Source organism: Bradyrhizobium sp. (assembly GCF_016219575.1).
In the GTDB taxonomy this organism is placed as follows: Bacteria; Pseudomonadota; Alphaproteobacteria; order Rhizobiales; family Xanthobacteraceae; genus Bradyrhizobium.
On the sequence record NZ_JACRMG010000020.1, the window covers coordinates 147,892 to 171,195 of the forward strand.

A 23,304-nucleotide genomic window follows, 5' to 3' on the forward strand; every position below is an offset into this window, starting at 1 on the left:
CGAGATGGGTCCCTACGACTTCCCGCCCGCATGCTTGTCTTGACGCGGGTCGGAGGCGCGCGTGGTCCTCAACCGGAGGCCGCGGCCGCCGCCCTGGCTCATGGCGTTGTCGCTGATCAATTCGATCCCGGCCTTGTCGAGCGCGCCGATCAGTTTCATCAGCGAATCCACATTGCCGCGAATGACGCCGTCGCTCGCCTCCATCCGCTGGATGGTTGGGACCGAAAGTTCCGACAATTCCGCAAGCTGGCGTTGATCGAGACCGAGAAGCGCCCGCGCGGCCCGCAATTGTGCCGAGGTAATCATCGTGCGACGACCGACTTCGTTTCCGATGCATCGTAGCGATGCCCAGCGTATGCTAGATATCAATGAATATCTGTCAACTATAATCTTATTACTATCCAATATGATGTTTAAAACATCAAGTTGGCGGGATCTGGGACGCCAGCGCACGGCGGGCCCCATGCCGGTAGAGGTGCCCCAGCGCTCCCGTCACCGCGCTCGCTATGCGCGGATCGGCGCCGAGCGCGCCAAAGACGGGCTCGACCGCCAGCAGTGCGGGCGCCAGACGGTCGGCGAGCGGTCCTGCTTCGCGCGCGATCGTCGCCAGCTTTGCCGCGATCGGATCGCGCACGTCGATGTCCCTGCCTTGCTCGTCGCGCGCGGTGACGTAACGCATCCAGCCCGCGACCGCGAGCGCATGGGTATCGATCGAGAGGCCAAGCCGCAGCCGGTCCTGCATGGTGCCGAGGAGCCGCTGCGGCAGTTTCTGCGATCCATCCATGGCGATCTGCCAGGTGCGGTGATGCAGCGCCGGATTGGCGAAGCGCGTCAGGAGCGACGCCTGGTAGGCCGCAAGGTCGGTGCCATCAGGCATCCTCAGCGTGACCGCCGCTTCTTCCATCACGCGCGCGGCAAAGGCCGAGAAGTGCGGATCGGCCATGGTCGCGGCGATGGTCTCGTAACCGGCGAGATAGCCGAGATAGGCGAGCGCCGAATGGCTGGCATTAAGGAGACGCAGCTTCATATGCTCGAATGGCGTCACGTCGCTGACGAGCTTTACGCCGGCGGCTGCGAAATCCGGCCTTCCGGCGGCAAAGCGGTCCTCGACGATCCACTGTGTGAAAGGCTCGGTGATGACGGGCCATGCGTCGCTCATGCCGAGTGCGGACGACACCGCGGCGCGGTCGGCATCCGTCGTTTCCGGCACGATCCGGTCCACCATGGTGCAGGGGAACGCAACCTCGTGCTCGATCCACTTGCCGAGATCTTTCGACCGCAGCGTCGCAAAGCGGGTGACGATGCGCTGCACGGTGCGCCCGTTGGCGGAAAGATTGTCGCAGCAGAGCACCGTGAAGGGTGGTGCGCCCGATTGCTTCCGTCGCGCCAGCGCCTCGACGAGGAAGCCCGCGGCCGATCGCGGCGCGTGCGGATTGTCGAGATCGTGCACGATGTCGGGATGGCGTTCATCGAGCTCGCCGGTTTGCGGGGTGTGGCAGTAGCCCTTTTCCGTGACGGTGAGCGAGACGATGCGCGTTGCGGCATCGGCCATGCGCGCGATCAGGCGTCCGGGATCTTCGTTGCCGACTTCCATCCCGAGGATCGAGCCGATCACCCTGATCTCCGTGCCGGCGCCGGAGCGAACGGCAACCGCATAGAGACAATCCTGCGGGACGAGCGCATCGCGCGTGGCGGAATTGCGCAGGCTCGCGCCGACGATGCCCCAATCGGCAGGCCCGGCGGAGAGCAGGTCGTCCAGGACAACAGCCTGATGCGCCCGGTGAAATGCGCCGACGCCGAGGTGAATGATCCCGGGCCTGACCGCCGAGCGGTCATAGCGGGGACGCCGGACGTTGGCCGGCAGTCGGTCCAGGGTGGGGTTGGAGAGGCGCAAATTGCCTCCAATCGGGGCTGAAAGCAGGGGTTTCCGGGGTTCGCTTGACATGTTGCGGAATTTCCGTCAATCCTCTGGTCAATTGGTAAGGCCAATTATCCAATATTGACCGTATCAGACGGGGATGAGACCGACCCAGAACGGGTCGCCGGGAGGGATTTCGGGCGTGCCGCTGGAAGCCGTGGAAGCACGACGCCTTTATCGACAGGTCGCCGATCAGCTGCGCGCGCTGATCGATGGCGGCGAATATCCCGTCGGCAGCCGCCTGCCGACCGAGCGTGAACTTGCCGAGCAATTGAGGGTGTCGCGGCCGACCGTACGCGAGGCACTTATCGCGCTCGAGGTCGAGGGCAGGGTGCGCATCCGCGTCGGCTCCGGAATCTACGTCATCGAGCCGACCGCATCCGGCGTTCCGGCCTCGGCCAATATCGAGGGCCCGTTCGAATTGCTGCGCGCGCGCGAGTTCATCGAGGGCGCGATCGCCGGAGAGGCCGCGCGGCTCGCAACGTCAGAGGATATCGCACGGATCGACGCGGCGCTCACAGCGATGGCTACCGTCGAGCACCCGAGCGAGGCCTCGATGATCCATGACCGCGCCTTCCACGTCGCAGTGGCCGGGTCCCTCGGCAACGCCGTGCTGGTGCGCGTGGTCGGTGAATTGTTCGACCAGCGCCTCAATCCCTATTTCGCGAAGCTTGCGACCTATTTCGAGAACCCGGAGTCGTGGCGCGCGGCACATGCCGAGCACGAAGCGATCCGTCACGCCATCGTGGCGCGCGATTCCGAACGCGCGCGTACCGCGATGCGCGACCATCTGGCGCGTTCGCAAGGGCGCTTCGCCCAGAGTTTTGGTGCGGAGGCCGCGGTATCCCGCGTCCTCGCGAAAAGCGGATGACGCGGTTCTTTTTCAACTGAACAGAAAAGAATTCAAACCAGGGAGGTAGTTCAAGTGTTCAAGAAAGCAACGATGCTGTCCATGGCGGCTGCGGCCGCGCTGATGGCTGCACCCGGCGAAGGATTCGCCCAGACCAAGCTGAAATGGGCGCATGTCTACGAGACGTCGGAGCCGTTCCACACCGCGTCCGTATGGGCCGCGCAGGAGATCGGCAAGCGCACCAACAACCGCTACCAGATCGACGTCTATCCGGCGTCCCAACTCGGCAAGGAAACCGACATCAACCAGGGCCTGTCGCTCGGCTCGGTCGACATCATCATTTCCGGCTCGAGCTTCGCGGCGAAGACCTATCCGCCGATCGGCGTGACCTATTATCCCTATACTTTCCGGGATGCGGATCATCTGCTCGCCTACACCAAGAGCGACGTCTTCAAGGAGCTTGCCAAGGGCTATGAGGACAAGAGCGGCCATCATATCGTCGCCGTCACCTATTACGGCGTGCGCCAGACCTCCTCGAACAAGCCGATCAAGGCCTGCGCCGACATGAAGGGCCTGAAGATGCGGGTGCCGGACGTGCCGGCTTATCTGGCGATGCCGCGCGCCTGCGGCGCCAACACCGCGCCGATTGCGTTTGCCGAAGTCTACCTCGCGCTGCAGAACGGCACGGTGGAGGCGCAGGAGAATCCGCTCACCACCATCGAGGCAAAGAAGTTCTACGAGGTGCAGAAGCACATCGTGCTGACCGGGCACATCGTCGATCACCTCAACACCGTGGTTGCAGGCGGACTCTGGAAAAAGCTGAGCGAGGAAGACCGCAAGATCTTCACTGACGTGGCGCAGGAGGCGGCTGCGAAAGCAACCAACGAAATCAAGGCCAACGAGGCCAAGCTCGTCGCCTTCTTCAAGGACAAGGGCCTCACCGTCACGGAAGTCAACAAGGACGAGTTCCGCGACACGGTAATCAAGGCGATCAGCTTCGAGAGCTTCGACTACCGCAAGTCCGATTGGGACCGCATCCAGGCGGTCAAGTAACGCCGACAAGCGTTCGCCCTTCCCCGTCGCATCGGCGGGGAAGGGCGAACTGCGCCCGCAACGCCAAGCCCGGTTAGGTAGAGACGCATGTCCACGGCCGAAGTGCATCGGCAGATCACCGCCGACGAAATCGCCCATACGTTCGAGGAGGGCGAACCTGTAACCGCCGACCTCGGTCCCTATGCCGCCGAGGACTGGCTGGCGCTGGTGATCTTCTGGGTCATGGCTCTGTGCGTGTTCCTGCAGTTCTTCACCCGCTACGCGCTCAACGACAGCTACGCCTGGACCGAGGAAATCGCGACCTATTGCCTGATCGCCGTCGTCTTCATCGGATCGGCAATGTGCGTGCGGCTGTCGCGGCACATCCAGGTCGACCTGCTGTTCCGCTACCTGCCGCGTTTGCCGGCGCGCGCACTTTCCATCGCGATCGACGCCATCCGGATTGCCTTCTTTGCCTATGCCATCAAGCTGGTCTGGATTTTCATCGAGGTGATCGGCGATGAGCGGATGACGACCATCAAGTTTCCGAAGAAATACGTCTACTACCTCGTCCTGCTCGGCTTCGTGCTGATGGCTGTACGCTCGATACAGGTCGCAGTCCAGAACTGGCGGCGCGGCTATTCCATCCTCGAACGCCCCGGTGCGTTCGACGGCACGGAGGGCTGACACCATGCTGCTGCTGCTCGGATCGTTCCTCGTCCTGATGCTGGTCGGCCTGCCGGTAGCGCTGGCCATGGCGGTCGCCTCGCTGCTCTATATCCTCGTCACGGGCATCACCCCCGACGTCACGCTGGCGCAGCGCATGATCGCCGGCGTCGAGAGTTTTCCCTTGCTCGCGGTGCCCTTCTTCATTCTGGCCGGCAACCTCATGAACATCGCCGGGGTCACCGGCCGCATCTACCGATTCGCAGTGGCGCTGGTGGGCTGGATGCGCGGCGGTCTCGGCCACGTCAACATCATCGGCTCGGTGATCTTCTCCGGCATGTCCGGCACTGCGATTGCGGATGCCGCCGGTCTCGGCACCATCGAGATCAAGGCGATGAAGGAACACGGCTACTCCACCGAGTTTGCCGTCGGCGTCACTGCGGCTTCTGCGACGCTCGGGCCGATCATCCCGCCGTCGTTGCCCTTCGTCATCTACGGCATGATGGCGAATGTCTCGATCGGAGCGCTGTTCCTCGGCGGCCTTATCCCGGGCGTGGTGATGACGCTCGCCATGATGGCGACGGTCGCCTATTTCGCCCACAAGAATCGCTGGGGCAGCGATGCGCCGTTCTCCTGGCCGCAACTCGGCTCCGCGGCGCTCGAAATCTTCATCGTGCTCGCCTTCCCGTTTGCAGTCTGGCTGCTCGTCGTCGCCGGTCTCTCCGTCAATCTGGCGGTCGGCATCGGCCTCGTCGTGCTGCTCGCGATCGACTGGTACTTCGATTTCTCGGCGGTGATGGCGCTGATGGCGCCGGTGATCCTGATCGGCGGCATGACGCTCGGCTGGTTCACGCCGACCGAAGCCGCCGTCGCCGCCGTGATCTGGTCGCTGTTCCTGGGATTGGTGCGCTATCGCACCATGACGCTGCGCACCGTGGCGAAGGCGACGTTCGACACCATCGAGACCACGGCCTCGGTGCTGTTCATCGTCACCGCGGCCTCGATCTTCGCCTGGCTGCTGACGGTGTCGCAGGCCGCGCAAACGCTGACCGATGCGATGCTGTCCTTCACGCAGAACAAGTGGGTGTTCCTGCTGCTCGCCAACATCCTGATCCTGTTCGTCGGCTGCTTCATCGACACCATCGCCGCGATCACGATCCTGGTGCCGATCCTGCTGCCGATCGTGCTCAAGCTCGGCATCGATCCGATTCACTTCGGCTTGATCATGACGCTGAACCTGATGATCGGCCTGTTGCATCCGCCGCTCGGCATGGTGCTGTTCGTGCTGGCGCGGGTGGCGAAGCTCTCGGTCGAACGTACCACCATGGCGATCCTGCCCTGGCTGGTGCCGCTGCTGATCGCGCTGATCGCCATCACCTACATCCCGGAACTCACGCTGGGGCTGCCGAAATACATGGGACTCGCGAAATGACATCGACAATAATCGCCGCCACGCTGTTTGGCCCTGAAGATCTACGCATTGTCGAGCGGCCGCTCGATCCGCTCGCGTCCGGCATGGTGCGCGTCCGCTTCGGCGCCGGCGGCATCTGTGGCTCGGACATGCACTATTTCCGCCATGCCCGCACCGGCGATTTCGTCGTGACCTCGCCGCTGGTGCTCGGCCACGAGATCGCGGGCGAGGTCGTGGAGATCGCAGGCGCCGCGCCGGGGGTAAAGCTCGGCGACCGCGTCGCCGTCAATCCGTCGCGGTGGTGCGGCCATTGCACGCCGTGCCGCGAAGGGCGGCTGAACCTATGCGAGAACATCTTCTTCATGGGCTCAGCCTCGAAGACGCCGCACATGCAGGGCGGCTTCGCCAGCTACTTCGACGCCATTCCCGCGCAATGCGTGAAGATTCCGGACCATGTTTCGTATCAAGCGGCGGCGCTGGCCGAACCGCTGGCGGTGTGCCTGCATGCGGTGGCGCGTGCCGGCGACATCAGGGGCAAACGCGCCGTGCTGTTCGGCGCCGGCCCGATCGGCCTTCTGACCATGCTGGCGGCGCGTCGTGCGGGCGTCGCCGATGTCACCGTCGTCGATATCGCGCAGGCGCCGCTTGCCTTTGCGAGCCGGCTCGGCGCCGATCGCGTGTTTGACATTTCCGGCGGTGACGATGGCTTGAAGGCGCAGGCCGCGACGGCGCCCTTCGACGTGGCCTTCGAAGTCTCGGGAACGGCGGCCGGGCTTGCCGGGGCCATCGGCATCGTCAGGCGCGGCGGCACGGTAGTGCAGATCGGCAACCTGCCGGGCGGCCAGATTCCGACGCCTTCGAATGCCGTGATGGCCAAGGAGATCGACCTGCGCGGCTCGTTCCGTTTCGGACCGGAGTTCATGACCGCGGTGGAGCTGATCTCCGACGGCAGCGTGGATGTGCTGGCGCTGGTGACGGCGCAACGTCCGCTCAGCTCGGCGCCTGATGCGCTGCGGCTGGCGCTGGACCGCTCGCAGAGCGTCAAAGTCGTGCTGACCGCGCATTGACGCTGCCGTTCAGGAGATTGTCGACATGCTCGAGGGATGGCGCTGGTACGGCCCCGATGATCCGGTTTCGCTGGACGATGTGCGACAGGCGGGAGCCTCGCATGTCGTCACCGCACTGCATCAAGTGCCGATCGGCGATGTCTGGACGCGCAAGGCGGTCGAGGAGCGCAAGAACATCATCGAGAAGAGCCAGCCAGGCCGTTCTGCGCTGTTCTGGTCGGTCGTGGAATCGATCCCCATTCCGGACGACGTCAAGCGGCTCGGCGGCAAGGCGACGCGCTCGATCGAGGCATGGATCGCTTCTCTGGAAGCGGTGGCCAGCGCCGGCATCAAGGTCATCTGCTACAATTTCATGCCCGTAGTGGACTGGTGCCGCACCGATCTCGAATGGGAGCTGGCGAACGGTGCGCGCGCCATGCGCTTCGACCAGGATCGCTTTGCCGCCTTCGAGCTGCACATCCTGCAGCGCGCCGGAGCATTGACGGAGTATTCGTCCGCCGCGCAAACTCGGGCACGCGCGGTCTTTGAGCGGATGACGCAGGCCGACATCGACTATCTCGTGATGGTGATTGCCAGCGCGCTGCCGGGCTCGACCACTGAGCCGATGACCATCCCGCAGTTCCGGAACCGGCTCGAGCAATATCGCGACATCGACTCGAAGGTGCTACGAAAACACCTGATCGAGTTCCTTGCCGAGGTGACGCCGGTGGCAGAGCAACTCGGCGTGACGCTGACGCTGCATCCCGACGATCCGCCGCGGCCGCTGTTCGGACTACCGCGCATTGCCTCGTCAGCGGAAGACTACCAGGCGCTGTTCGATGCGGTGCCTTCGAAAGCGAACGGCATTTGTCTCTGCACCGGTTCGCTCGGCGTGCGCGCCGAGAACGATCTTCCCGCCATGGCGGAGCGCTTCGCGCCACGGATCGCATTTGCCCATCTGCGCGCGACCAGGCGCGAGGCTGATGGGCTCTCCTTCCATGAATCCGACCATCTCGACGGCGACGTCGACATGATTTCGGTGCTGAAGGCGCTCCTCAGGGAGAATCGGCGCCGCGCGGCCGATAACAGGATCGTGTTCCGGCCGGACCACGGTCATCGCATGCTCGACGACCTTGCCGCCACCAAACGGACCAATCCCGGCTATACCGCGATCGGGCGTCTGCGCGGGTTGGCCGAATTGCGCGGTGCCATCCGCGCCATCGAACATGATAGGATGGCGGCGGCGTAACCGACCGAGCCGCTAACATGACTGCCTCCGAGCGCCAGTCGCACTGGCAGAACGTCTATCTGAACAAGGGCGAACGGCAGGTCAGCTGGACGCAATTCGACCCGCAACCTTCGCTCGGCCTGATCGAGAAATTCGCTGCTGACCTCAACGCCTCGATCGTCGACATCGGCGGAGGCGCCTCGCGGCTGGTCGATGCGCTGCTGGCGCACGGCTTTGCCGCGATCACGGTGCTCGATCTGTCCGACGCCGCGCTGGAATCGGCGAAGGCGCGTCTGGGCGAGCAGGGCGGCTCCGTGCGATGGATCGCGGCCGACGCGGCCGCATGGCAGCCGCCGCAGGCGTTCGACATCTGGCATGACCGTGCCGCGTTCCACTTCCTGGTCGAGGCAAAGGACCGCGCGGCCTATATCGACCGCCTGCATGCCGGCGTGAAGCCGGGCGGCCACGCCATCATCGCGACCTTCGCGCCCGACGGCCCCGAGAAATGCAGCGGCTTGCTCGTGCAGCGCTATGACCCCGAAAGCCTGAGCAGGACCATTGGCAGCGCGTTCGAACTGGTCGAACATCTGGGCCATCGCCATGTCACCCCGTGGGGCGCGGAGCAATCGTTCCAGTTCAGCGTGCTGCGGCGGCGCTGATTGCCGGAGGATACAGAGATGACCAACAGCGCAGTCCCGCGCCCGATCAGGGAGATCGCGAGCTACCACGCCCATGTCTATTACGACCCCGCGACGACCCGCGCGACAGCCGAACGGCTGCTCAACTGGATGGGCGAGCGCTTTTCCGTCACGCTCGGGCGTTGGCATGACGTCAAGGTCGGGCCGCACGACCAGGCCATGTATCAGGTCGCCTTCGCCAGGGAAGTGTTTGCCGAGCTGGTGCCGTGGCTGATGCTCAACAGCGGCGGGCTCTCCATCCTCGTGCATCCCAACACGACCAATCCGAAGCGCGACCATCTGGTCGATCCCCTCTGGATCGGCACGCCGCTGCACGTCCATGGCGACAAGCTGCCGGAGGAGGCCGAAGCCGAGCTGCCGCTGACGCCGAACACCAACCCGACGCTGCGGCCGTGATCAGGCGCTGCGCCTGGCGTAGTCCTTTGCGAAGGCGACATACCAGTCGAGGCAGCCGGGATTGGCCATCGCGTCCTTGTTGATGACCTTCTCGATGGCGTGGCCGAGCAGCAGCTTCTTGATCGGCAATTCCTGCTTCTTGCCCGACAGCGTGCGCGGAATTTCCGACACCGCAATAATCTCGTTGGGCAGGAAGCGGCGCGACAGGCTGGCCTCGATTGCCTTGTTGATGCGCGCCTTCATCGTGTCATCGAGCGCAAGACCTTCGCGCAGCACGACGAACAGCGGCATGTAGCTTTCGCGGCCGAGATATTCGAGATCGACCACCATGGAATCCAGCACTTCCGGCAGCGCCTCGATCGCCGAATAGAGCTCGCTGGTGCCCATGCGCAGGCCGTGCCGGTTGATGGTGGCATCGCTGCGGCCATAGATGACGCAGGAACCGTCGGCGTGGATCTTCAGCCAGTCGCCGTGGCGCCACACCGGACCGCGGCCCGAGCCGTCGAAATTGTCGCCATAGGTGTCGAAATAGCTGCCGAGATAGCGCGCGTTGTCCTTGTCGTTCCAGAAATACAGCGGCATCGAGGGCAGCGGCTCGGTGCAAACGAGTTCGCCGACCTCGTCGATCACGGCGCGGCCTTGCTCGTCGAACGACTCGACGGCGCAGCCGAGGACCCGGCACTGCATGGTGCCCGCTACAAGCGGTAATTCAGGATTGGCGCCGATGAAGGCGCCCGCAAAGTCGGTGCCGCCGGACATGTTGGCCCAGCGGATGTTCTTCTGCGCCGGATTGCCGTTGACGGCGGCCAGCCGCGCAAAGCCGTCGGTGAACCACGCTTGCGTTTCGGCCGAGAGCGGCGAGCCGGTAGAACCCAGCGCGCGCAGTCGCGAGAGATCGCCGGCGCAAGCCAGATCGATCTCCGCCTTCTGGCAATTGGCAAAGAACGCCGCGCCCGCGCCGAAGAAGGTCGCCTTCGCGTTGGCGGCAAAGCGCCACAACGTCGTCCAGTCGGCCTTGTCCTTTGCGCCGCCGGGGCTGCCGTCGAAGATGCAGCAGGTGGTGCCGCCAAGCAGGCCGTTGACCTGGCAGTTCCACATCACCCAACCGGTCGAGCTGTACCAGTGGAAACGCTCGCCGAATGAATTTTCGGCATAGCTGCAGCCGATGTCGTTGTGCAGCACGTTGAGCGGCAGCGCCACGACGATGATGCCGCCATGACCATGCACGATCGGCTTGGGCAATCCGGTAGTGCCGCTGGAGTAGACGATCCAGAGCGGATGATCGAAGGGCAGCCAGACCGGTTCGAAGGAATCGATCTCGCTGCCGGTGGCCGACAGGATGTCTTCGAGCCGGATATTGCCGTCCGCAGCCGGCTCGCCGTGCCGGATGAAATGCGCAACCGTCGGCAGCGCGCGGCGCAGTTCGTCGATCACGCCACGCCGGTCGTGCCGCTTGCCGGCATAGGTCACGGCGTCGCAGGCGATCAGCACCTTCGGCTCGATCTGCTTGAAGCGATCGATGACGGCAGGCGCGGCCATGTCGGGCGCGCATACGCTCCAGATCGCGCCGATGCTGGCAGCGGCCAGAAACGCGACGATCGTCTCGGGAATGTTGGGCAGATAAGCCGCGACGCGGTCGCCGGAGCCGACGCCCTGCTTCCTCAGATGGATCGCGAGCGCCGCGACCTGGCGCCGCAACTCGCCCCAGCTCGTTTCCTTGATGACGCCGTCCTCGCCGCTGCTGACGATTGCCGGTACGCCGGCGGCATCGCCCGATTCGACGTGCCGCAACACCTGCCTGGCATAGTTGACGGACGCGCCCGGAAACCACACCGCGCCCGGCATCTTGCGTTGCGCCAGCACCGCGCTGTGCGGCGTCGGCGATTGCAGATCGAAATAGTCCCAGATGCTTTGCCAGTAGGCGTCGATATCGCGAACCGACCATTGCCGCATTTCCTCGAACGAGGAGAATTTCAACCCGCGCCTGTCGGCGAGCCATTGGCGATAGAGCGCGATCTGGGGAATATAGGGTGCTTTCATGGCCCTCGGATATCATTGGGCGCGCACGGCAAACAAGGGCCTGTCGCGTGTTAGCTGATCTCCTTCCGCACCGTCGCAGCCGCCTCGCACATCGCCTTCAACTTGCCGAACGCGACGTCGCGCGGCATGTATTTCATGCCGCAGTCGGGCGCGACCACCAGCCGTTGCGGGGGCACATGCTTCAGCCCGTTGCGGATGCGGTCGGCGACGACGGCGGCCGGCTCGACCTGGGGATCGCCGAGATCGAGCACGCCGAGCATGATCTTCTTGGACGAGAGATCCCTGAGGACGCCAAGATCGAGCTTCGGCTGCGCCGCCTCGATCGAGATCTGCTCGGCGATGGTGTCGTCGAGTTCGGCGAGGAAGGCGTAGCCGGCCGGCTTGGATGAGCCGCGCACGACTGCGGCGTAACCAAAACACAGATGCACCACGGTCGGCACCGTGATGCCCTCGAGCGCGCGGTTGATCGCCTTCACCGCATAGCGTCTGGCCAGCTCCGGATTGTTGCGCACCCAGGGCTCGTCGAACTGGATCACATCGGCGCCGGCCTTCTGCAAATCCAGCGCCTCGGCGTTGACGGCTTCCGCGAACGCCATCGCGAGCGCTTCGTCATCGCCATAGAATTCGTCCCTGGCCTGCTGGCCCAGGGTGAAAGGGCCGGGCAGGGTGATCTTGGCGGCATGGTCGGTGTTGCGGCGGAGGAATTCCATGTCGCGCAGCTCGACCGGCCGGCTGCGGCGGATTTTTGCAACCACGCGCGGCACCGGCGTTTCGATCCCCGTGCGGGAGGTGATGATCGCGGGGTTATCGGTGTCGATGCCCTCGAGCGCGGTGGCAAAGCGGTTGGAATAGCTCTCGCGGCGAATCTCGCCGTCGGTGACGATGTCGATGCCGGCGCGCTCCATGTCTCTGATAGCAACGATGGTCGCGTCGTCCTGCGCCTGCTCCAGGTGCTCCGCCGGCAGTCGCCACATCCCCTGCATGCGGGTGCGCGGCACCGATTTCGACAGCATCGCGCGATCGACCAGCCAGTCCGGCTGCGGGGTGCTGCCGACGACGGTGGTTGGCAGCAGATGGGTCGGTAGAGGCATGGATTCTCTCGCATTTCTGTCACGAATGTATACCGGAGAGCCAAGATATGCACAATTATCTCTTCTTCTTGCCCTATTCTCCCCAATAATGTATACAGTAGGTATCCAAACGAGCAGGGAGCGTAGCCGTGAAGCCCTTCCCCATGAACGCCTGGTATGCCGCTGGCTGGGACGCCGAGGTCAAGGGCACGCTGCTGCCGCGCACGATCTGTGGCAAGCATGTCGTGATGTACCGCAAGGCCGACGGGCAGGTGGCCGCGCTGGAAGACGCCTGCTGGCATCGCCTGGTGCCGCTCTCCAAGGGCCGGCTCGAGGGCGACACCGTCGTCTGCGGCTATCACGGGCTGAAGTTCAATGCGCAGGGGCGCTGCACCTTCATGCCCTCGCAAGAGACCATCAACCCCTCGGCCTGTGTGCGTTCTTATCCCGTGGTCGAGCGGCATCGTTTCATCTGGCTCTGGATGGGCGATCCTGCGCTGGCCGATCCTGCGCTGGTGCCCGACATGCACTGGAACCACGATCCGGCCTGGGCCGGCGACGGCAAGACCATTCACGTCAAATGCGACTACCGCCTCGTCGTCGACAATCTCATGGATCTCACGCACGAGACGTTTGTGCACGGCTCCTCCATCGGCAATGACGCCGTGGCCGAAGCGCCGTTCGACGTCACCCATGGCGACAAGACCGTCACGGTGACGCGCTGGATGAAGGGCATCGAGCCACCGCCCTTCTGGGCCGCGCAACTGGGCAAGCCCGGTCCGGTCGACCGCTGGCAGATCATCAATTTCGAGGCGCCGTGCACCGTCACCATCGACGTTGGCGTGGCGTCCGCCGGCGGCGGCGCGCCAGAGGGCGACCGGTCGAGCGGCGTCAACGGCTTCGTGCTCAACACCATCACCCCGGAGACCGAGAAGACCTGCCACTATTTCTGGGCCTTCGTGCGCAATTATCGCCTCGGCGAGCAGCGCCTGACCTCGGAGATCCGCGACGGCGTCTCCACTATCTTCCGCGAGGACGAGATCATCCTCGAAGCGCAGCAGCGCGCGATGGACGAAAATCCTGATCGAGTGTTCTACAATCTCAACATCGACGCCGGGGCGATGTGGGCGCGGCGGGTGATCGACCGCATGATCGCCAGAGAAACGCCGCAGCTGCAGGCGGCGGAGTAGGGCGGAGAAACCAAAATGGCCGAGCGCGACGCCGACCGCTCCGTATCGCAAACCGTTCGTGCGCAGCTGGCGCTGCGCGACCAGATCCTGTCAGGGGCCTTGCGCCCCGGCGAGCGCATATCCGAATTGCAGGCGGTGGAGACCGCGGGCGTCTCTCGCACGCCGGTTCGGATGGCGCTGGTGCGGCTGGAAGAGGAGGGGCTGCTGGAAGCCATTCCTTCCGGCGGTTTCATGGTGAAGGCATTTTCCGAGCGGGACATCCTCGATTCCATCGAGCTGCGCGGCACGCTGGAAGGGCTAGCGGCGCGCTTTGCCGCCGAGCGCGGCGTCTCCGCGCGCGATCTCGAGCCGTTGAAGGAATGCCTGAACGAGATCGACGGCCTCGTGCGCCAAAGCCCGATCTCGGTCGATGCATTCTCGGCCTACGTCGCGCTGAACGCGCGTTTCCATGCGCTGCTCACCGAACTGTCGCGCAGTCCGCCGTTGATCCGGCAGATCGACCGCGCCTCCGCGCTGCCCTTTGCCTCGCCCAGCGGTTTTGTGATGGCGCAGTCGGCGCTGCCCGAAGCGCAGCAGATCCTGCTGATCGCGCAGGACCATCACCGCATCGTCGTCGACGCCATCGAGAACCGCGAGGGCTCCCGCGCCGAGGCGATCATGCGCGAGCATGCGCGGCTTGCCGTGCGCAACTTGCGGCTCGCGCTGCGCAACCGCACGCATCTTGATCTGTTGCCTGCCCTGGCGCTGATCCGGACGCCGGAAGTGTAGGGGAGGACGTCATGCGCTTTGTCGACACCTGGACTTCGGCGACGCTGCTCGCCACCCGCGACCTCACCGCCGATGTCAGGGAATTCCTGCTGCGTCCCGATGCGCCGGTCGCGTCCTTCGCGCCCGGCAGCCACATCAATGTCGGCGTCGATATCGGCGGCCGGCCGGAGACGCGTTCCTATTCGCTGATCGGCGAAGCCGATCCGCAGGGCCTGCGCATCGCGGTGCGCCGCGCGCCGGATTCGCGCGGCGGCTCGCGCTATATGTGGCAGCTGGCTCCCGGCGCACGGCTCGACATCACTTTGCCGACCTCCCAATTCCAGATCGACTGGATGCGCCCGCATTATTGCCTGATCGCCGGCGGCATCGGCATCACGCCGATCCTGGGGATAGCGCAGGTGCTGGCTCGCCGCCATGCGGATTTCGTCGTGCATTATGCTGTGCGCTCGCGCCGCGATGCGGCCTACCTCAGGGAATTGCAGGAAATGCCGGGCAGCCGTCTGGTCCTCCACGCTGGCGATGAGGGCGGGCGCCTCGATCTGGCGGCTGTGTTCCGGGAGCTGCCGCCGCAGGCAATGACGCTGTTCTGCGGGCCGATGCGCATGCTGGATGCCGCGCGCCACGCCTTCCTCGCCGCCGGCCGGCCGCTTGCCGATCTCTCCTACGAGACATTCGGCTCGAGCGGCCTGTTGCCGACCGAACCCTTCCGCGTGCGGCTCGCGGACGCCGGCGCCGAATTCGTGATCCCGAGCGACCGTTCGATGCTCGACGTGCTCAACGAGGCCGGCCACGAGGTGATTTCCGACTGCCGCCGCGGCGAATGCGGCGTCTGCGCCATCGACGTCGTCGGCATCGACGGCGAGATCGACCACCGCGACGTCTTCTTCAGCGATCACCAGAAGCGCGAGAACCGGAAGATTTGTCCCTGCGTTTCGCGCGCCCGCGGCGTCCTGACCGTCGATACGCTGCATCGCACGCAGGCCGCCTGAGGCGGTCCGCGGCCCCAATCGTTCCGACATGGCTTGAAACCCGGCGACATATTCGTGAAAACTTGCGGCGCTGCTAAGCGTGAAATGTCTTGCCCGCCGGGAATGCCGCCTTGGAAGAAGTTCAGATTTACGACGTCGCGATCGTCGGCTATGGCCCGGTCGGTGCGGTCTTCGCCAACCTGCTCGCAAAACGCGGGCTGAATGTTGCGGTGATCGAGCGAACGGCCGCCGTCTACGACAAGCCGCGCGCGATCGCCCTCGACCACGAGGCGTTGCGCATTTTCCAGGCGGTCGGCCTTGGCGACTACATGGACGGCGCAATTGCGCCGCATAACGGGACGCATTTCCTCGGCGTCGACGGCGAGATCATCAAGATCTTCGATCCGTCGCCGCCGCCTCATCCGCTGGGGTGGATTCCAAACGCGACCTTCGTGCAGCCCGACGCCGAAACGGCGCTGCGCGAAAAGCTTTCCGAATACGACAATGCGGACATCTTCCTGTCGGCCACAGGCTTCGCGCTGGCGCAGGATCAGAACTCCGTATCGCTGTCGGTGCGGCGCGACGATGGCAGCGAATTCACGCTGCGCGCGCGTTATCTCGTCGGCTGCGACGGCGCCAACAGCTTTGTACGCAAGCAGATCGGCGCAGGCCTCGAGGATCTCGCCTTCGATGAATGGTGGGTAGTGGTGGATACGCTGACCAGCGATCCCGCCAGGCGCCCCGCGAAAGCCTTTCAGTATTGCCGGCCCTCGCGCCCCGGCACGTTCGTGCCCGGTCCCCGCCGGCTGCGCCGCTGGGAGATCAAGCTGCTGCCGGGGGAGGATCCCGAAGCCGCCGGCGCACCCGACAACATCATCCGCCTGCTCAAGGGATTCACCGACACCACCGACCTCACGATCTGGCGCTCGGCGGTTTATCGTTTCCACGCGCTGCTCGGCCAAGGCTGGCGCGACCGCCGTATCCTGCTGATGGGCGATGCGGTGCACCAGACGCCGCCATTCCTGGGACAGGGCCTCTGCGCCGGCGTCCGCGATGCCGCCAATCTCGCCTGGAAGCTTGCCCTTGTGCTGCGCGGCGATGCCGGCGACGGCCTGCTCGACAGCTACGAGATCGAACGCAAGCCGCATGTGCGCTCGGTGGTCGCAAGCGCCAAGGAGTTTGGCACGATCATTGGCGAGCTCGACCCCGCAGCCGCAGCTGTGCGCGATGCGCGGCTGCGTGAAGACTTGAAGTCCGGCAAGGCCGAGACGGTGCGGCAACGGTTCATCCCCGATCTCGTCTCCGGCCTGATCGCGCCGGATACAAAGCTTGCGGGAAAACTGTTCGTGCAGCCGCGCGTGCGTGGGCCAGACGGCATGGCGCGGCGGCTCGACGATCTGCTCAAGCCGGAATTCGCGATCGTGACGGCGAGGCCGGAGCCGATGGCGTGGCTGTCGAAGACCTTGCTCGCCGACTGGTTGCGGCTCGGCAGCGAGCGCGTCGTCGTGGCCGCCTCCGGCGAGCCTTCCGCGGGCGAGGGAATCCTCACGGTCGTCGAAAGCGAAAACCTGTTCGGCGACTGGATGCGGCAAAACGCCGTCGCCGCAGTCATCGTCCGGCCGGACCGCTATGTCTACGGCGCGGCCGGGAATGCGGCGCAGCTCAACATGCTGATCGGGCATTTGCTCCAGAACCTGCGCGCAGGGCGGCAGGCTTTTCAAGCGGCGGCTTTGTCTGTACCACCGGATCTGACAACGCCCCGGGAAAGCAATGAACAATAACAACGATACTGTCGAGTTCGATTACGTGGTCGTCGGAGCCGGCTCGGCCGGCTGCGTGCTGGCCAATCGCCTCTCGGCCGACGGCAAGTATTCGGTGCTGCTGCTGGAAGCAGGTCCCAAGGACAGCAACATCTGGATCCACGTTCCCATCGGCTACGGCAAGCTGTTCAAGGAAAAGGCCGTCAACTGGATGTACCAGACCGAGCCGGAGCCCGGGCTGAACGGACGCCAGGTGTTCCAGCCGCGCGGCAAGGTGCTGGGCGGAACGAGCTCGATCAACGGACTGCTTTATGTGCGCGGCCAGCATGAGGATTACGACCGCTGGCGCCAGCGCGGCAATGCCGGCTGGGGTTTTGAGGACGTGCTGCCCTATTTCAAGAAGGCCGAGAACCAGCAGCGCGGCGAGGACCAGTATCACGGCGCCGGCGGCCCGCTGCCGGTGTCGGACTGGCGGCATCACGATCCGCTGTCGGAAGCGTTCGTGAAGGCGGCGGGCGAAGCCGGCATTCCCTTCAATCCGGATTTCAACGGCGCGAAGCAGGAGGGCGCGGGGTTCTTCCAGAGCACAACGAGCCGCGGCCGGCGCGCCAGCAGCGCCTTCTCTTACCTGCGACCGGCGAAGAACCGCGGCAATCTGCATATCGAGACCGACGCGCTGGCGCAGCGCATCCTGTTTGAAGGCCGCCGTGCGCGGACCGTGGAGTACAGGCAGCGCGGCCAGTTGTGCAGCGTGCGCGCGCGTCGCGAAATCCTGGTATCGAGCGGCGCCTATAATTCGCCGCAGCTGTTGCAGCTCTCCGGCGTCGGCCCTGCCGATCTTCTGAAAAGCCACGGCATCGACGTCGTGCTGGATTCGCCCGGCGTCGGCAACGATTTGCAGGATCATCTGCAGGTGCGCATTGTCATGCGTTGCCCGCAGCGCATTACGCTCAACGACGTCATCAACAATCCGGTCCGCCGCGTGCTGGCCGGCATGCAATGGGCGGCGCTGCGCAGGGGGCCGCTGACGATCGCGGCGGGCACGTCCGGCGCGTTCCTCAAGACCAGCCCGCGCCTGGCATCGCCCGACGTCCAAATCCACTTCATTCCGTTCTCCACCGACAAGATGGGGGAGAAGCTGCACCCGTTCTCCGGCTTCACCGCCTCGGTGTGCCAGTTGCGCCCGGAGAGCCGCGGGACGCTCCGCATCAGGAGCGCCGACCCGGCGCAACCGCCGGAAATCCGCATCAATTATCTCGCCACTGAAACCGACCGCCGCACCTTCATCGACGGCATCGGGATTTTGCGCGGCATTCTGGCCAAGCCCGCGCTCAGGGAATACGTGACGGAAGAGGTCTATCCCGGCGCCAAGGTGGTCAGCGACGACGATATCCTTGCTTTCTGTCGCCAGACCGGCTCGACCGTCTATCACCCGACCTCGACCTGCCGGATGGGCAACGATCCGCTCGCGGTGGTGGACCAGCGGCTCAAGGTGCGCGGCATCGAGGGCCTGCGCGTGGTCGATGCCTCCGTGATGCCGGACTTGATGTCGGGCAATACCAATGCCCCCACAATCATGATAGCCGAGAAGGCATCTGATATGATCCTGGCGGACGCGCGGTAGCGCCGTCGAGGGGGACTGATGACAACCATGCGGATCGGCACGCGCAAGAGCGCCATGGCGCTCGCCCAGACCGACGAGATTGCGCGGCAGCTGTCGCGCGTCTCGCCCGGCCTTGCCGTCGACATCGTCAAGTTCGAGACGACCGGCGATACCGACCAGACCGGAAAATTGCTGCCGCATGGCGGCAAGGGCGGCGCCTTCGTCGCACAGATCCGCGCAGCGATGCTGGCGGGCGAATTGCAGGCGGCGATGCATTCGCTCAAGGACATGCCGGGTAATGAGGACACGCCCGGCCTCGTCATCGGTGCGACGCTGTCGCGCGATCCGCCCGGCGATGCGCTTGTGCTGCGGCCGGGGCTCTCGCTCGACGATTTCAGGCGCATGCGCGGAAAGGGCTTCAAGATCGGCACCAACGCGGTGCGGCGCGCGGCCTATGCACGAAAGTTGTTTCCGGATGCCGAGATCATCCATTACCGCGGCGCCGCCGACACCCGCGTGCGCAAGCTCGACAATGCCGAGATGCAGCGGCTGCCCGATGGCGGCGCGGTGGGACCGGCCGACGCGCTGATCATGGCGCGCTCGGGCCTGCAGCGTGTCGGGCTCGCCGGCCGCATTGCCTATGAATTCTCGGTGCAGGAAATGCTGCCGGCCGTGGGACAGGGCATCGTCGCCGTGGAATGCAGCGCGCGCGATTTTCAGACCCGGCAGACGCTCTCGCTGATCGACGATCCCGTCGCCCACGCTTGCGCCGATGCCGAACGCGAGGTGCTGTGGGTGCTCAACGGCCATTGCAACTCGCCGATCGCGGGCCATGCCGAGATCAGGGGCGCGGAGATGTCGCTCACCGCCTCGGTGCTCGACCACGCCGGTAGCCGCATCATCGAGACCACGCGCACCGGTCCCGCCGATCGTCCGCGCGAACTCGGCCGCGCCGTCGGCCTCGAGCTGCTCGCCCGGGGCGCTGCCGACATCATCGAGCGCAGCCGGCCGGTTTAGCCGGGTACGCTCCGCAAATCCCGCGGTCATCATCCGCGAAAGCGGATGATCCAGTACGCCGGGACCTATCGATTCCAAACGCTGGGCGGCGACTACTGGATGCCCCGCTTTCGCGGGGCATGACAACCGTTTGCTGGGCCGGTCAGCCCTTATATTCCCGCACGCGTCGCACCATCTGCTCGACATGCGCGATCGGCGTTTCCGGCTGGATGCCGTGGCCGAGATTGAAGATCAGGCGGCCCTTGCCGTAATTCGCCAGCACATCGTCCACCGCGCGATCGAGCGCGGCGCCGCCCGCGATCAGCACCAGCGGATCGAGATTGCCTTGCACGGCGACCTTGGTTTGTACGCGCTCGCGGATCAGTGAGGGATCGGCGGTCCAGTCGATGCTGACGGCATTGACGCCGGTTGCTTCCACATAGGCCGGCAATTGCCCTGCCGCGCCGCGGGGAAAGCCGATGATCTTGGCGTCAGGCACCCGCTTGCGCACGCCTTCGACAATGCGCCGCGTCGGCTCGATCGACCAGCGCTCGAACTCGCGCGGCGGCAGCACGCCGGCCCAGGTGTCGAAAATCTGCAGCGCGTCCGCGCCGGCCTTCAATTGCCCCACCAGATACTGGATCGAGTTCTCGACCAGCACGTCGATGATTCCTGCGAAGGCTTCCGGATGCCGGTACGCCATCATTCGTGCCGGCGCCTGGTCCGGCGTGCCTTGTCCGGCGACCATATAGGTCGCAACCGTCCATGGCGCGCCGCAGAAGCCGATCAGCGCGATTCCTGAATCGAGCCCGGCGCGCACGCGGCGCAGCGCTTCATAGACCGGTTCGAGCTTGCCGAAATCGGCATGCGCGGCCAGTGTCGCAACCTGGTCCGGCTTGTCCAGCGGATCGAGCCGCGGCCCTTCGCCGGCCTCGAACCGCACGGAGCGGCCGAGCGCGTGGGGTATGACGAGGATGTCGGAGAAGATGATCGCGGCATCGAAGTTGAAGCGGCGGATCGGCTGCAGCGTCACCTCGGCGGCGTATTCCGGCGTAAAGCAGAGATCGAGGAAGCTGCCGGCCTTCTCGCGCAGCGCGCGGTATTCCGGCAAATAGCGGCCGGCCTGCCGCATCATCCAGAGCGGCGGCACTGCCTGCCGCCTTCCGGCCAAAACGTCGATAAAGGGCTTTGTCACTGGCTTCCCGCGATCGCTATTTTCGGCTGTCCTGATACACGTCCCGGCGGCTTTGGCCAACCTCTAGCTTGCCGTGCTGACGGCGCGGATATCGCGGGCGAGCGCGTCGACCCGCGCGGGATCGGCGTCCCAGGCGAACATGAAGCGCGCTCCGCCGCCGATGAAGGTGTAGAAGCGCCAGCCGCGATCCCGCAGCGCCTGCAATCGATCCTCGCTGGCGGCGAGGAACACGGCATTCGCCCGCACGGGAAACATCAGCTTGAAATCGGGGAGATCGGCGACCGCCTCGGCAAGGCGTTTGGCGCAGGCATTGGCGTGCGCGCCGTTCTTCAGCCAGGCGCCGCCTTCCAGCAGGCCGACCCAGGGCGCGGCGAGGAAGCGCATCTTCGAGGCGAGCTGGCCGGCCTGCTTGCAGCGGTAGTCGAAATCTTCCGCCAGCGCAGGGTCGAAGAAGATCACGGCTTCGCCCACCGCCATGCCGTTCTTGGTGCCGCCGAAGCAGAGCAGGTCGACGCCGGCCTTCCACGTGATCTCGGCAGGCGAGCAATTGAGGCTCGCGCAGGCATTGGCAAAGCGCGCGCCGTCCATGTGCAGCCGCAGGCCGAGTTCGCGGCAGGTCGCGGAGAGCTTCTTGATTTCATCGACGCTGTAGACCAGTCCGGTTTCCGTCGCCTGCGTGATCGTCACCACGCGCGGCTTGGGAAAGTGAATGTCCGACCGGCTCTTCGCGAGCGCGCTGACCAGCTCCGGGGTCAGCTTGCCGTCGGGGCTTTGCGCGACGAGAAGCTTCGAGCCGTTGGAGAAGAATTCCGGCGCGCCGCATTCGTCGGTCTCGACATGGGCCGAGGAGGAGCAGATCACGCTGTGATAGGACTGGCAGAGCGAAGCCAGCGCCAGCGAATTGGCCGCGGTGCCGTTGAAGGCGAAGAACACCTCGGCGTCGCTCTTCTCGAACAAGGCGCGGAATGCGTCCGCGGCGGCCTGCGTCCATTCGTCCTCGCCATAGGCGGGAACGTGGCCGTGGTTGGCCTTTGCCATCGCCGTCCAGGCTTCCGGGCAGATTCCCGCATAATTGTCGCTCGCAAACTGCTGCAGTTCGGCGCTCATCGCAAATGCCTCGTTCTCGGCCGGCCCGGGTTCCCAATACACCGGCGGTCGCAGGGAGGGAACCGTGGACCGGTCGGAAGCGTTATCCCGCCAAATGGAGGCTTTCATGGCTGAAAAACTGGCTGAAAAGTTCGATCCGGCGCCGCACGACAAGCATGCCGTCGATCCGCAGGAGGCGCTGAAAGCCGACAGCGAGATTCATGCGAAGCTAGAGAAGGGATTGATCGACACCTTCCCGGCGTCCGATCCCGTCAGTGCAACGCAGCCGGCGAAATCGAAGCCCGACGGTGACCGCGAGAATGCCTCGCTGTGGGAGAAGGTTTTCGCGATGTTCCGCTGACGCGCCCTCAATAATGCGGCGGGCGCTCGTTGGCGGGCCCGGGTGCGCGCGCCTCCGCATCCTGCAAACGATCGCTCAATGCCGTGACCTGCCGCGAGAGCGCGTCGATCTGCTTCCACTGCGCGGTGATAGTCGCATTCAGCGCCTCGATGGTGTCGTCCTGGTAGGCAACGCGCGCCTCCAGCGAATCGATGCGGTCGTTCAGCGACGTCAATTCGCTCATTTCTGCCGCTCCCGCAAACCGTGGCCGAGCGCGACGCGCTCGTCGAACACGAAGCACTCGCCGCGCCAGCGGCTCTCGCTCTCCGGCACGCCTTCCAGGTATTTCAGGATGCCGCCCTTGAGGTGGAACACCTCGGCAAAGCCGCGTGCCAGCAGATAGGCGCTGGCCTTCTCGCAGCGGATGCCGCCGGTGCAGAACATCGCGATCCTGCGATGCTTTGCAGGATCGAGCCTCTCGGCCGTAAATTGCTTGAACTCGCCAAAGCTCCTGATCCCTGGATCGACCGCGCCTTCGAACGTGCCCATCGCGACCTCGAAAGCGTTGCGGGTATCGAGCACCAGCGTGTCGGGATCGGATATCAGCGCGTTCCAGTTGATAGCATCCACATAGGTGCCCACTTGCCTTGTGGGATCGGCGGCATCGCCCAGCGTGACGATCTCCTTCTTCAGCCGCACCTTCAGGCGCCGGAACGGCGTGGCATCGGCGGTCGAATATTTCAGCTCGAGATGGTCGAGCCGGCCGGCGAAAAGCGGTCCATGCTGCAGCGCGTCCACGAAGGCCGCAATGCCCTCGTCGTTGCCGGCAAGCGTGCCGTTGATGCCTTCATGGGCCAGCAGCACGCTGCCCTTCAGTTGAAGCGCCGCGCACAGCGCACGCAGCGGCTCGCGCAGCTCGCGGAAATCCGGCAGCGCGGCGAACTGGTAAAAGGCGGCGACCCTGTGAGCCATGGCCGTGGGTTTATCAGGGGGCCAGTCGGGGGAAAACCCCGGAGAAGGCGCGATCATCCCGGCCCCCGTGC

23 protein-coding genes are annotated in these 23,304 nt (G+C 65.0%); 15 read left to right on the forward strand and 8 right to left on the reverse strand.

The features are described from left to right. Nucleotides 1-12 precede the first annotated feature (12 nt). The gene (locus HZB49_RS17590; RefSeq protein ID WP_291613581.1) at nt 13-306 is read right to left on the reverse strand and encodes a helix-turn-helix transcriptional regulator; all 294 of its coding nucleotides are present in this window, start codon (nt 304-306) and stop codon (nt 13-15) included. A gap of 115 nt (nt 307-421) precedes the next feature. Further along, the gene (locus tag HZB49_RS17595) at nt 422-1,945 is read right to left on the reverse strand and encodes a mannitol dehydrogenase family protein (protein ID WP_291613582.1); all 1,524 of its coding nucleotides are present in this window, start codon (nt 1,943-1,945) and stop codon (nt 422-424) included. Nucleotides 1,946-2,060: 115 nt separating this feature from the next. Between HZB49_RS17595 and HZB49_RS17600 the strand changes: the two genes are divergently transcribed. The 8 genes from HZB49_RS17600 (at nt 2,061) to HZB49_RS17635 (ending at nt 9,245) form a co-directional block, all read left to right on the forward strand. Continuing rightward, nucleotides 2,061-2,789, forward strand: a complete 729-nt coding sequence (locus tag HZB49_RS17600; protein WP_291613753.1) for a FadR/GntR family transcriptional regulator — start codon at nt 2,061-2,063, stop codon at nt 2,787-2,789. Between the two features lie 72 nt (nt 2,790-2,861). Then, the gene (locus HZB49_RS17605; RefSeq protein ID WP_291613755.1) at nt 2,862-3,821 is read left to right on the forward strand and encodes a sialic acid TRAP transporter substrate-binding protein SiaP; all 960 of its coding nucleotides are present in this window, start codon (nt 2,862-2,864) and stop codon (nt 3,819-3,821) included. Nucleotides 3,822-3,908: 87 nt separating this feature from the next. Next, nucleotides 3,909-4,487, forward strand: a complete 579-nt coding sequence (locus HZB49_RS17610; RefSeq protein ID WP_291613584.1) for a TRAP transporter small permease — start codon at nt 3,909-3,911, stop codon at nt 4,485-4,487. Between the two features lie 4 nt (nt 4,488-4,491). Continuing rightward, a complete protein-coding gene (locus tag HZB49_RS17615; protein ID WP_291613585.1) occupies nt 4,492-5,898 on the forward strand; it encodes a TRAP transporter large permease in 1,407 nt (468 codons plus the stop codon). Continuing rightward, nucleotides 5,895-6,944 carry an L-idonate 5-dehydrogenase gene (locus HZB49_RS17620; RefSeq protein ID WP_291613586.1) on the forward strand — a complete coding sequence of 350 codons (1,050 nt, stop codon included), beginning with the start codon at nt 5,895-5,897 and terminating at the stop codon, nt 6,942-6,944. The genes HZB49_RS17615 and HZB49_RS17620 overlap by 4 nt, the downstream gene beginning before the upstream one ends. A gap of 25 nt (nt 6,945-6,969) precedes the next feature. Then, nucleotides 6,970-8,172, forward strand: a complete 1,203-nt coding sequence (gene uxuA, locus HZB49_RS17625; protein WP_291613587.1) for a mannonate dehydratase — start codon at nt 6,970-6,972, stop codon at nt 8,170-8,172. Nucleotides 8,173-8,189: 17 nt separating this feature from the next. Then, on the forward strand, nt 8,190-8,810 hold the full coding sequence (locus tag HZB49_RS17630; protein ID WP_291613588.1) for a class I SAM-dependent methyltransferase: 621 nt from the start codon (nt 8,190-8,192) through the stop codon (nt 8,808-8,810). A gap of 18 nt (nt 8,811-8,828) precedes the next feature. Beyond that, nucleotides 8,829-9,245, forward strand: a complete 417-nt coding sequence (locus tag HZB49_RS17635) for a DOPA 4,5-dioxygenase family protein (protein ID WP_291613590.1) — start codon at nt 8,829-8,831, stop codon at nt 9,243-9,245. Here HZB49_RS17635 and HZB49_RS17640 read toward each other — a convergent pair whose 3' ends face one another. Beyond that, nucleotides 9,246-11,285 (reverse strand): acetoacetate--CoA ligase, encoded by a 2,040-nt coding sequence (locus HZB49_RS17640; protein WP_291613592.1) that lies wholly within the window; start codon nt 11,283-11,285, stop codon nt 9,246-9,248. Nucleotides 11,286-11,335: 50 nt separating this feature from the next. Beyond that, nucleotides 11,336-12,376: a 5-methyltetrahydropteroyltriglutamate--homocysteine methyltransferase gene (locus tag HZB49_RS17645; RefSeq protein WP_291613593.1), complete on the reverse strand. Its 1,041-nt coding sequence runs from the start codon at nt 12,374-12,376 to the stop codon at nt 11,336-11,338. A 143-nt stretch (nt 12,377-12,519) separates the two neighbouring features. On the opposite strand from HZB49_RS17645, the gene HZB49_RS17650 reads away from it, so the two are divergent. From HZB49_RS17650 to hemC, 6 genes are all read left to right on the forward strand, one after another. Next, nucleotides 12,520-13,545, forward strand: a complete 1,026-nt coding sequence (locus HZB49_RS17650; RefSeq protein WP_291613757.1) for an aromatic ring-hydroxylating dioxygenase subunit alpha — start codon at nt 12,520-12,522, stop codon at nt 13,543-13,545. Between the two features lie 15 nt (nt 13,546-13,560). Next, the gene (locus HZB49_RS17655) at nt 13,561-14,313 is read left to right on the forward strand and encodes a GntR family transcriptional regulator (RefSeq protein ID WP_291613595.1); all 753 of its coding nucleotides are present in this window, start codon (nt 13,561-13,563) and stop codon (nt 14,311-14,313) included. A gap of 11 nt (nt 14,314-14,324) precedes the next feature. Beyond that, nucleotides 14,325-15,302: a PDR/VanB family oxidoreductase gene (locus HZB49_RS17660; RefSeq protein WP_291613597.1), complete on the forward strand. Its 978-nt coding sequence runs from the start codon at nt 14,325-14,327 to the stop codon at nt 15,300-15,302. A gap of 110 nt (nt 15,303-15,412) precedes the next feature. After that, a complete protein-coding gene (locus tag HZB49_RS17665; RefSeq protein WP_291613599.1) occupies nt 15,413-17,062 on the forward strand; it encodes a bifunctional 3-(3-hydroxy-phenyl)propionate/3-hydroxycinnamic acid hydroxylase in 1,650 nt (549 codons plus the stop codon). After that, a complete protein-coding gene (locus tag HZB49_RS17670) occupies nt 17,052-18,665 on the forward strand; it encodes a choline dehydrogenase (protein ID WP_291613602.1) in 1,614 nt (537 codons plus the stop codon). The genes HZB49_RS17665 and HZB49_RS17670 overlap by 11 nt, the downstream gene beginning before the upstream one ends. 18 nt (nt 18,666-18,683) lie before the next feature. Continuing rightward, the gene (hemC, locus tag HZB49_RS17675; protein WP_291613604.1) at nt 18,684-19,661 is read left to right on the forward strand and encodes a hydroxymethylbilane synthase; all 978 of its coding nucleotides are present in this window, start codon (nt 18,684-18,686) and stop codon (nt 19,659-19,661) included. Nucleotides 19,662-19,803: 142 nt separating this feature from the next. Here hemC and hemE read toward each other — a convergent pair whose 3' ends face one another. Next, a complete protein-coding gene (gene hemE / locus HZB49_RS17680; RefSeq protein ID WP_291613606.1) occupies nt 19,804-20,835 on the reverse strand; it encodes a uroporphyrinogen decarboxylase in 1,032 nt (343 codons plus the stop codon). Between the two features lie 63 nt (nt 20,836-20,898). Further along, nucleotides 20,899-21,942 carry a low specificity L-threonine aldolase gene (locus HZB49_RS17685; protein ID WP_291613608.1) on the reverse strand — a complete coding sequence of 348 codons (1,044 nt, stop codon included), beginning with the start codon at nt 21,940-21,942 and terminating at the stop codon, nt 20,899-20,901. 118 nt (nt 21,943-22,060) lie between these two features. On the opposite strand from HZB49_RS17685, the gene HZB49_RS17690 reads away from it, so the two are divergent. Continuing rightward, entirely contained in the window at nt 22,061-22,282 is a 222-nt protein-coding gene (locus HZB49_RS17690) for a hypothetical protein (RefSeq protein WP_291613759.1), read from the forward strand. A 7-nt stretch (nt 22,283-22,289) separates the two neighbouring features. Here HZB49_RS17690 and HZB49_RS17695 read toward each other — a convergent pair whose 3' ends face one another. Continuing rightward, complete coding sequence (locus HZB49_RS17695; protein ID WP_291613610.1) at nt 22,290-22,505, reverse strand: SlyX family protein; 216 nt, start codon at nt 22,503-22,505, stop codon at nt 22,290-22,292. Next, complete coding sequence (locus HZB49_RS17700; protein ID WP_291613612.1) at nt 22,502-23,233, reverse strand: rhodanese-related sulfurtransferase; 732 nt, start codon at nt 23,231-23,233, stop codon at nt 22,502-22,504. The genes HZB49_RS17695 and HZB49_RS17700 overlap by 4 nt, the downstream gene beginning before the upstream one ends. Nucleotides 23,234-23,304 lie beyond the last annotated feature (71 nt).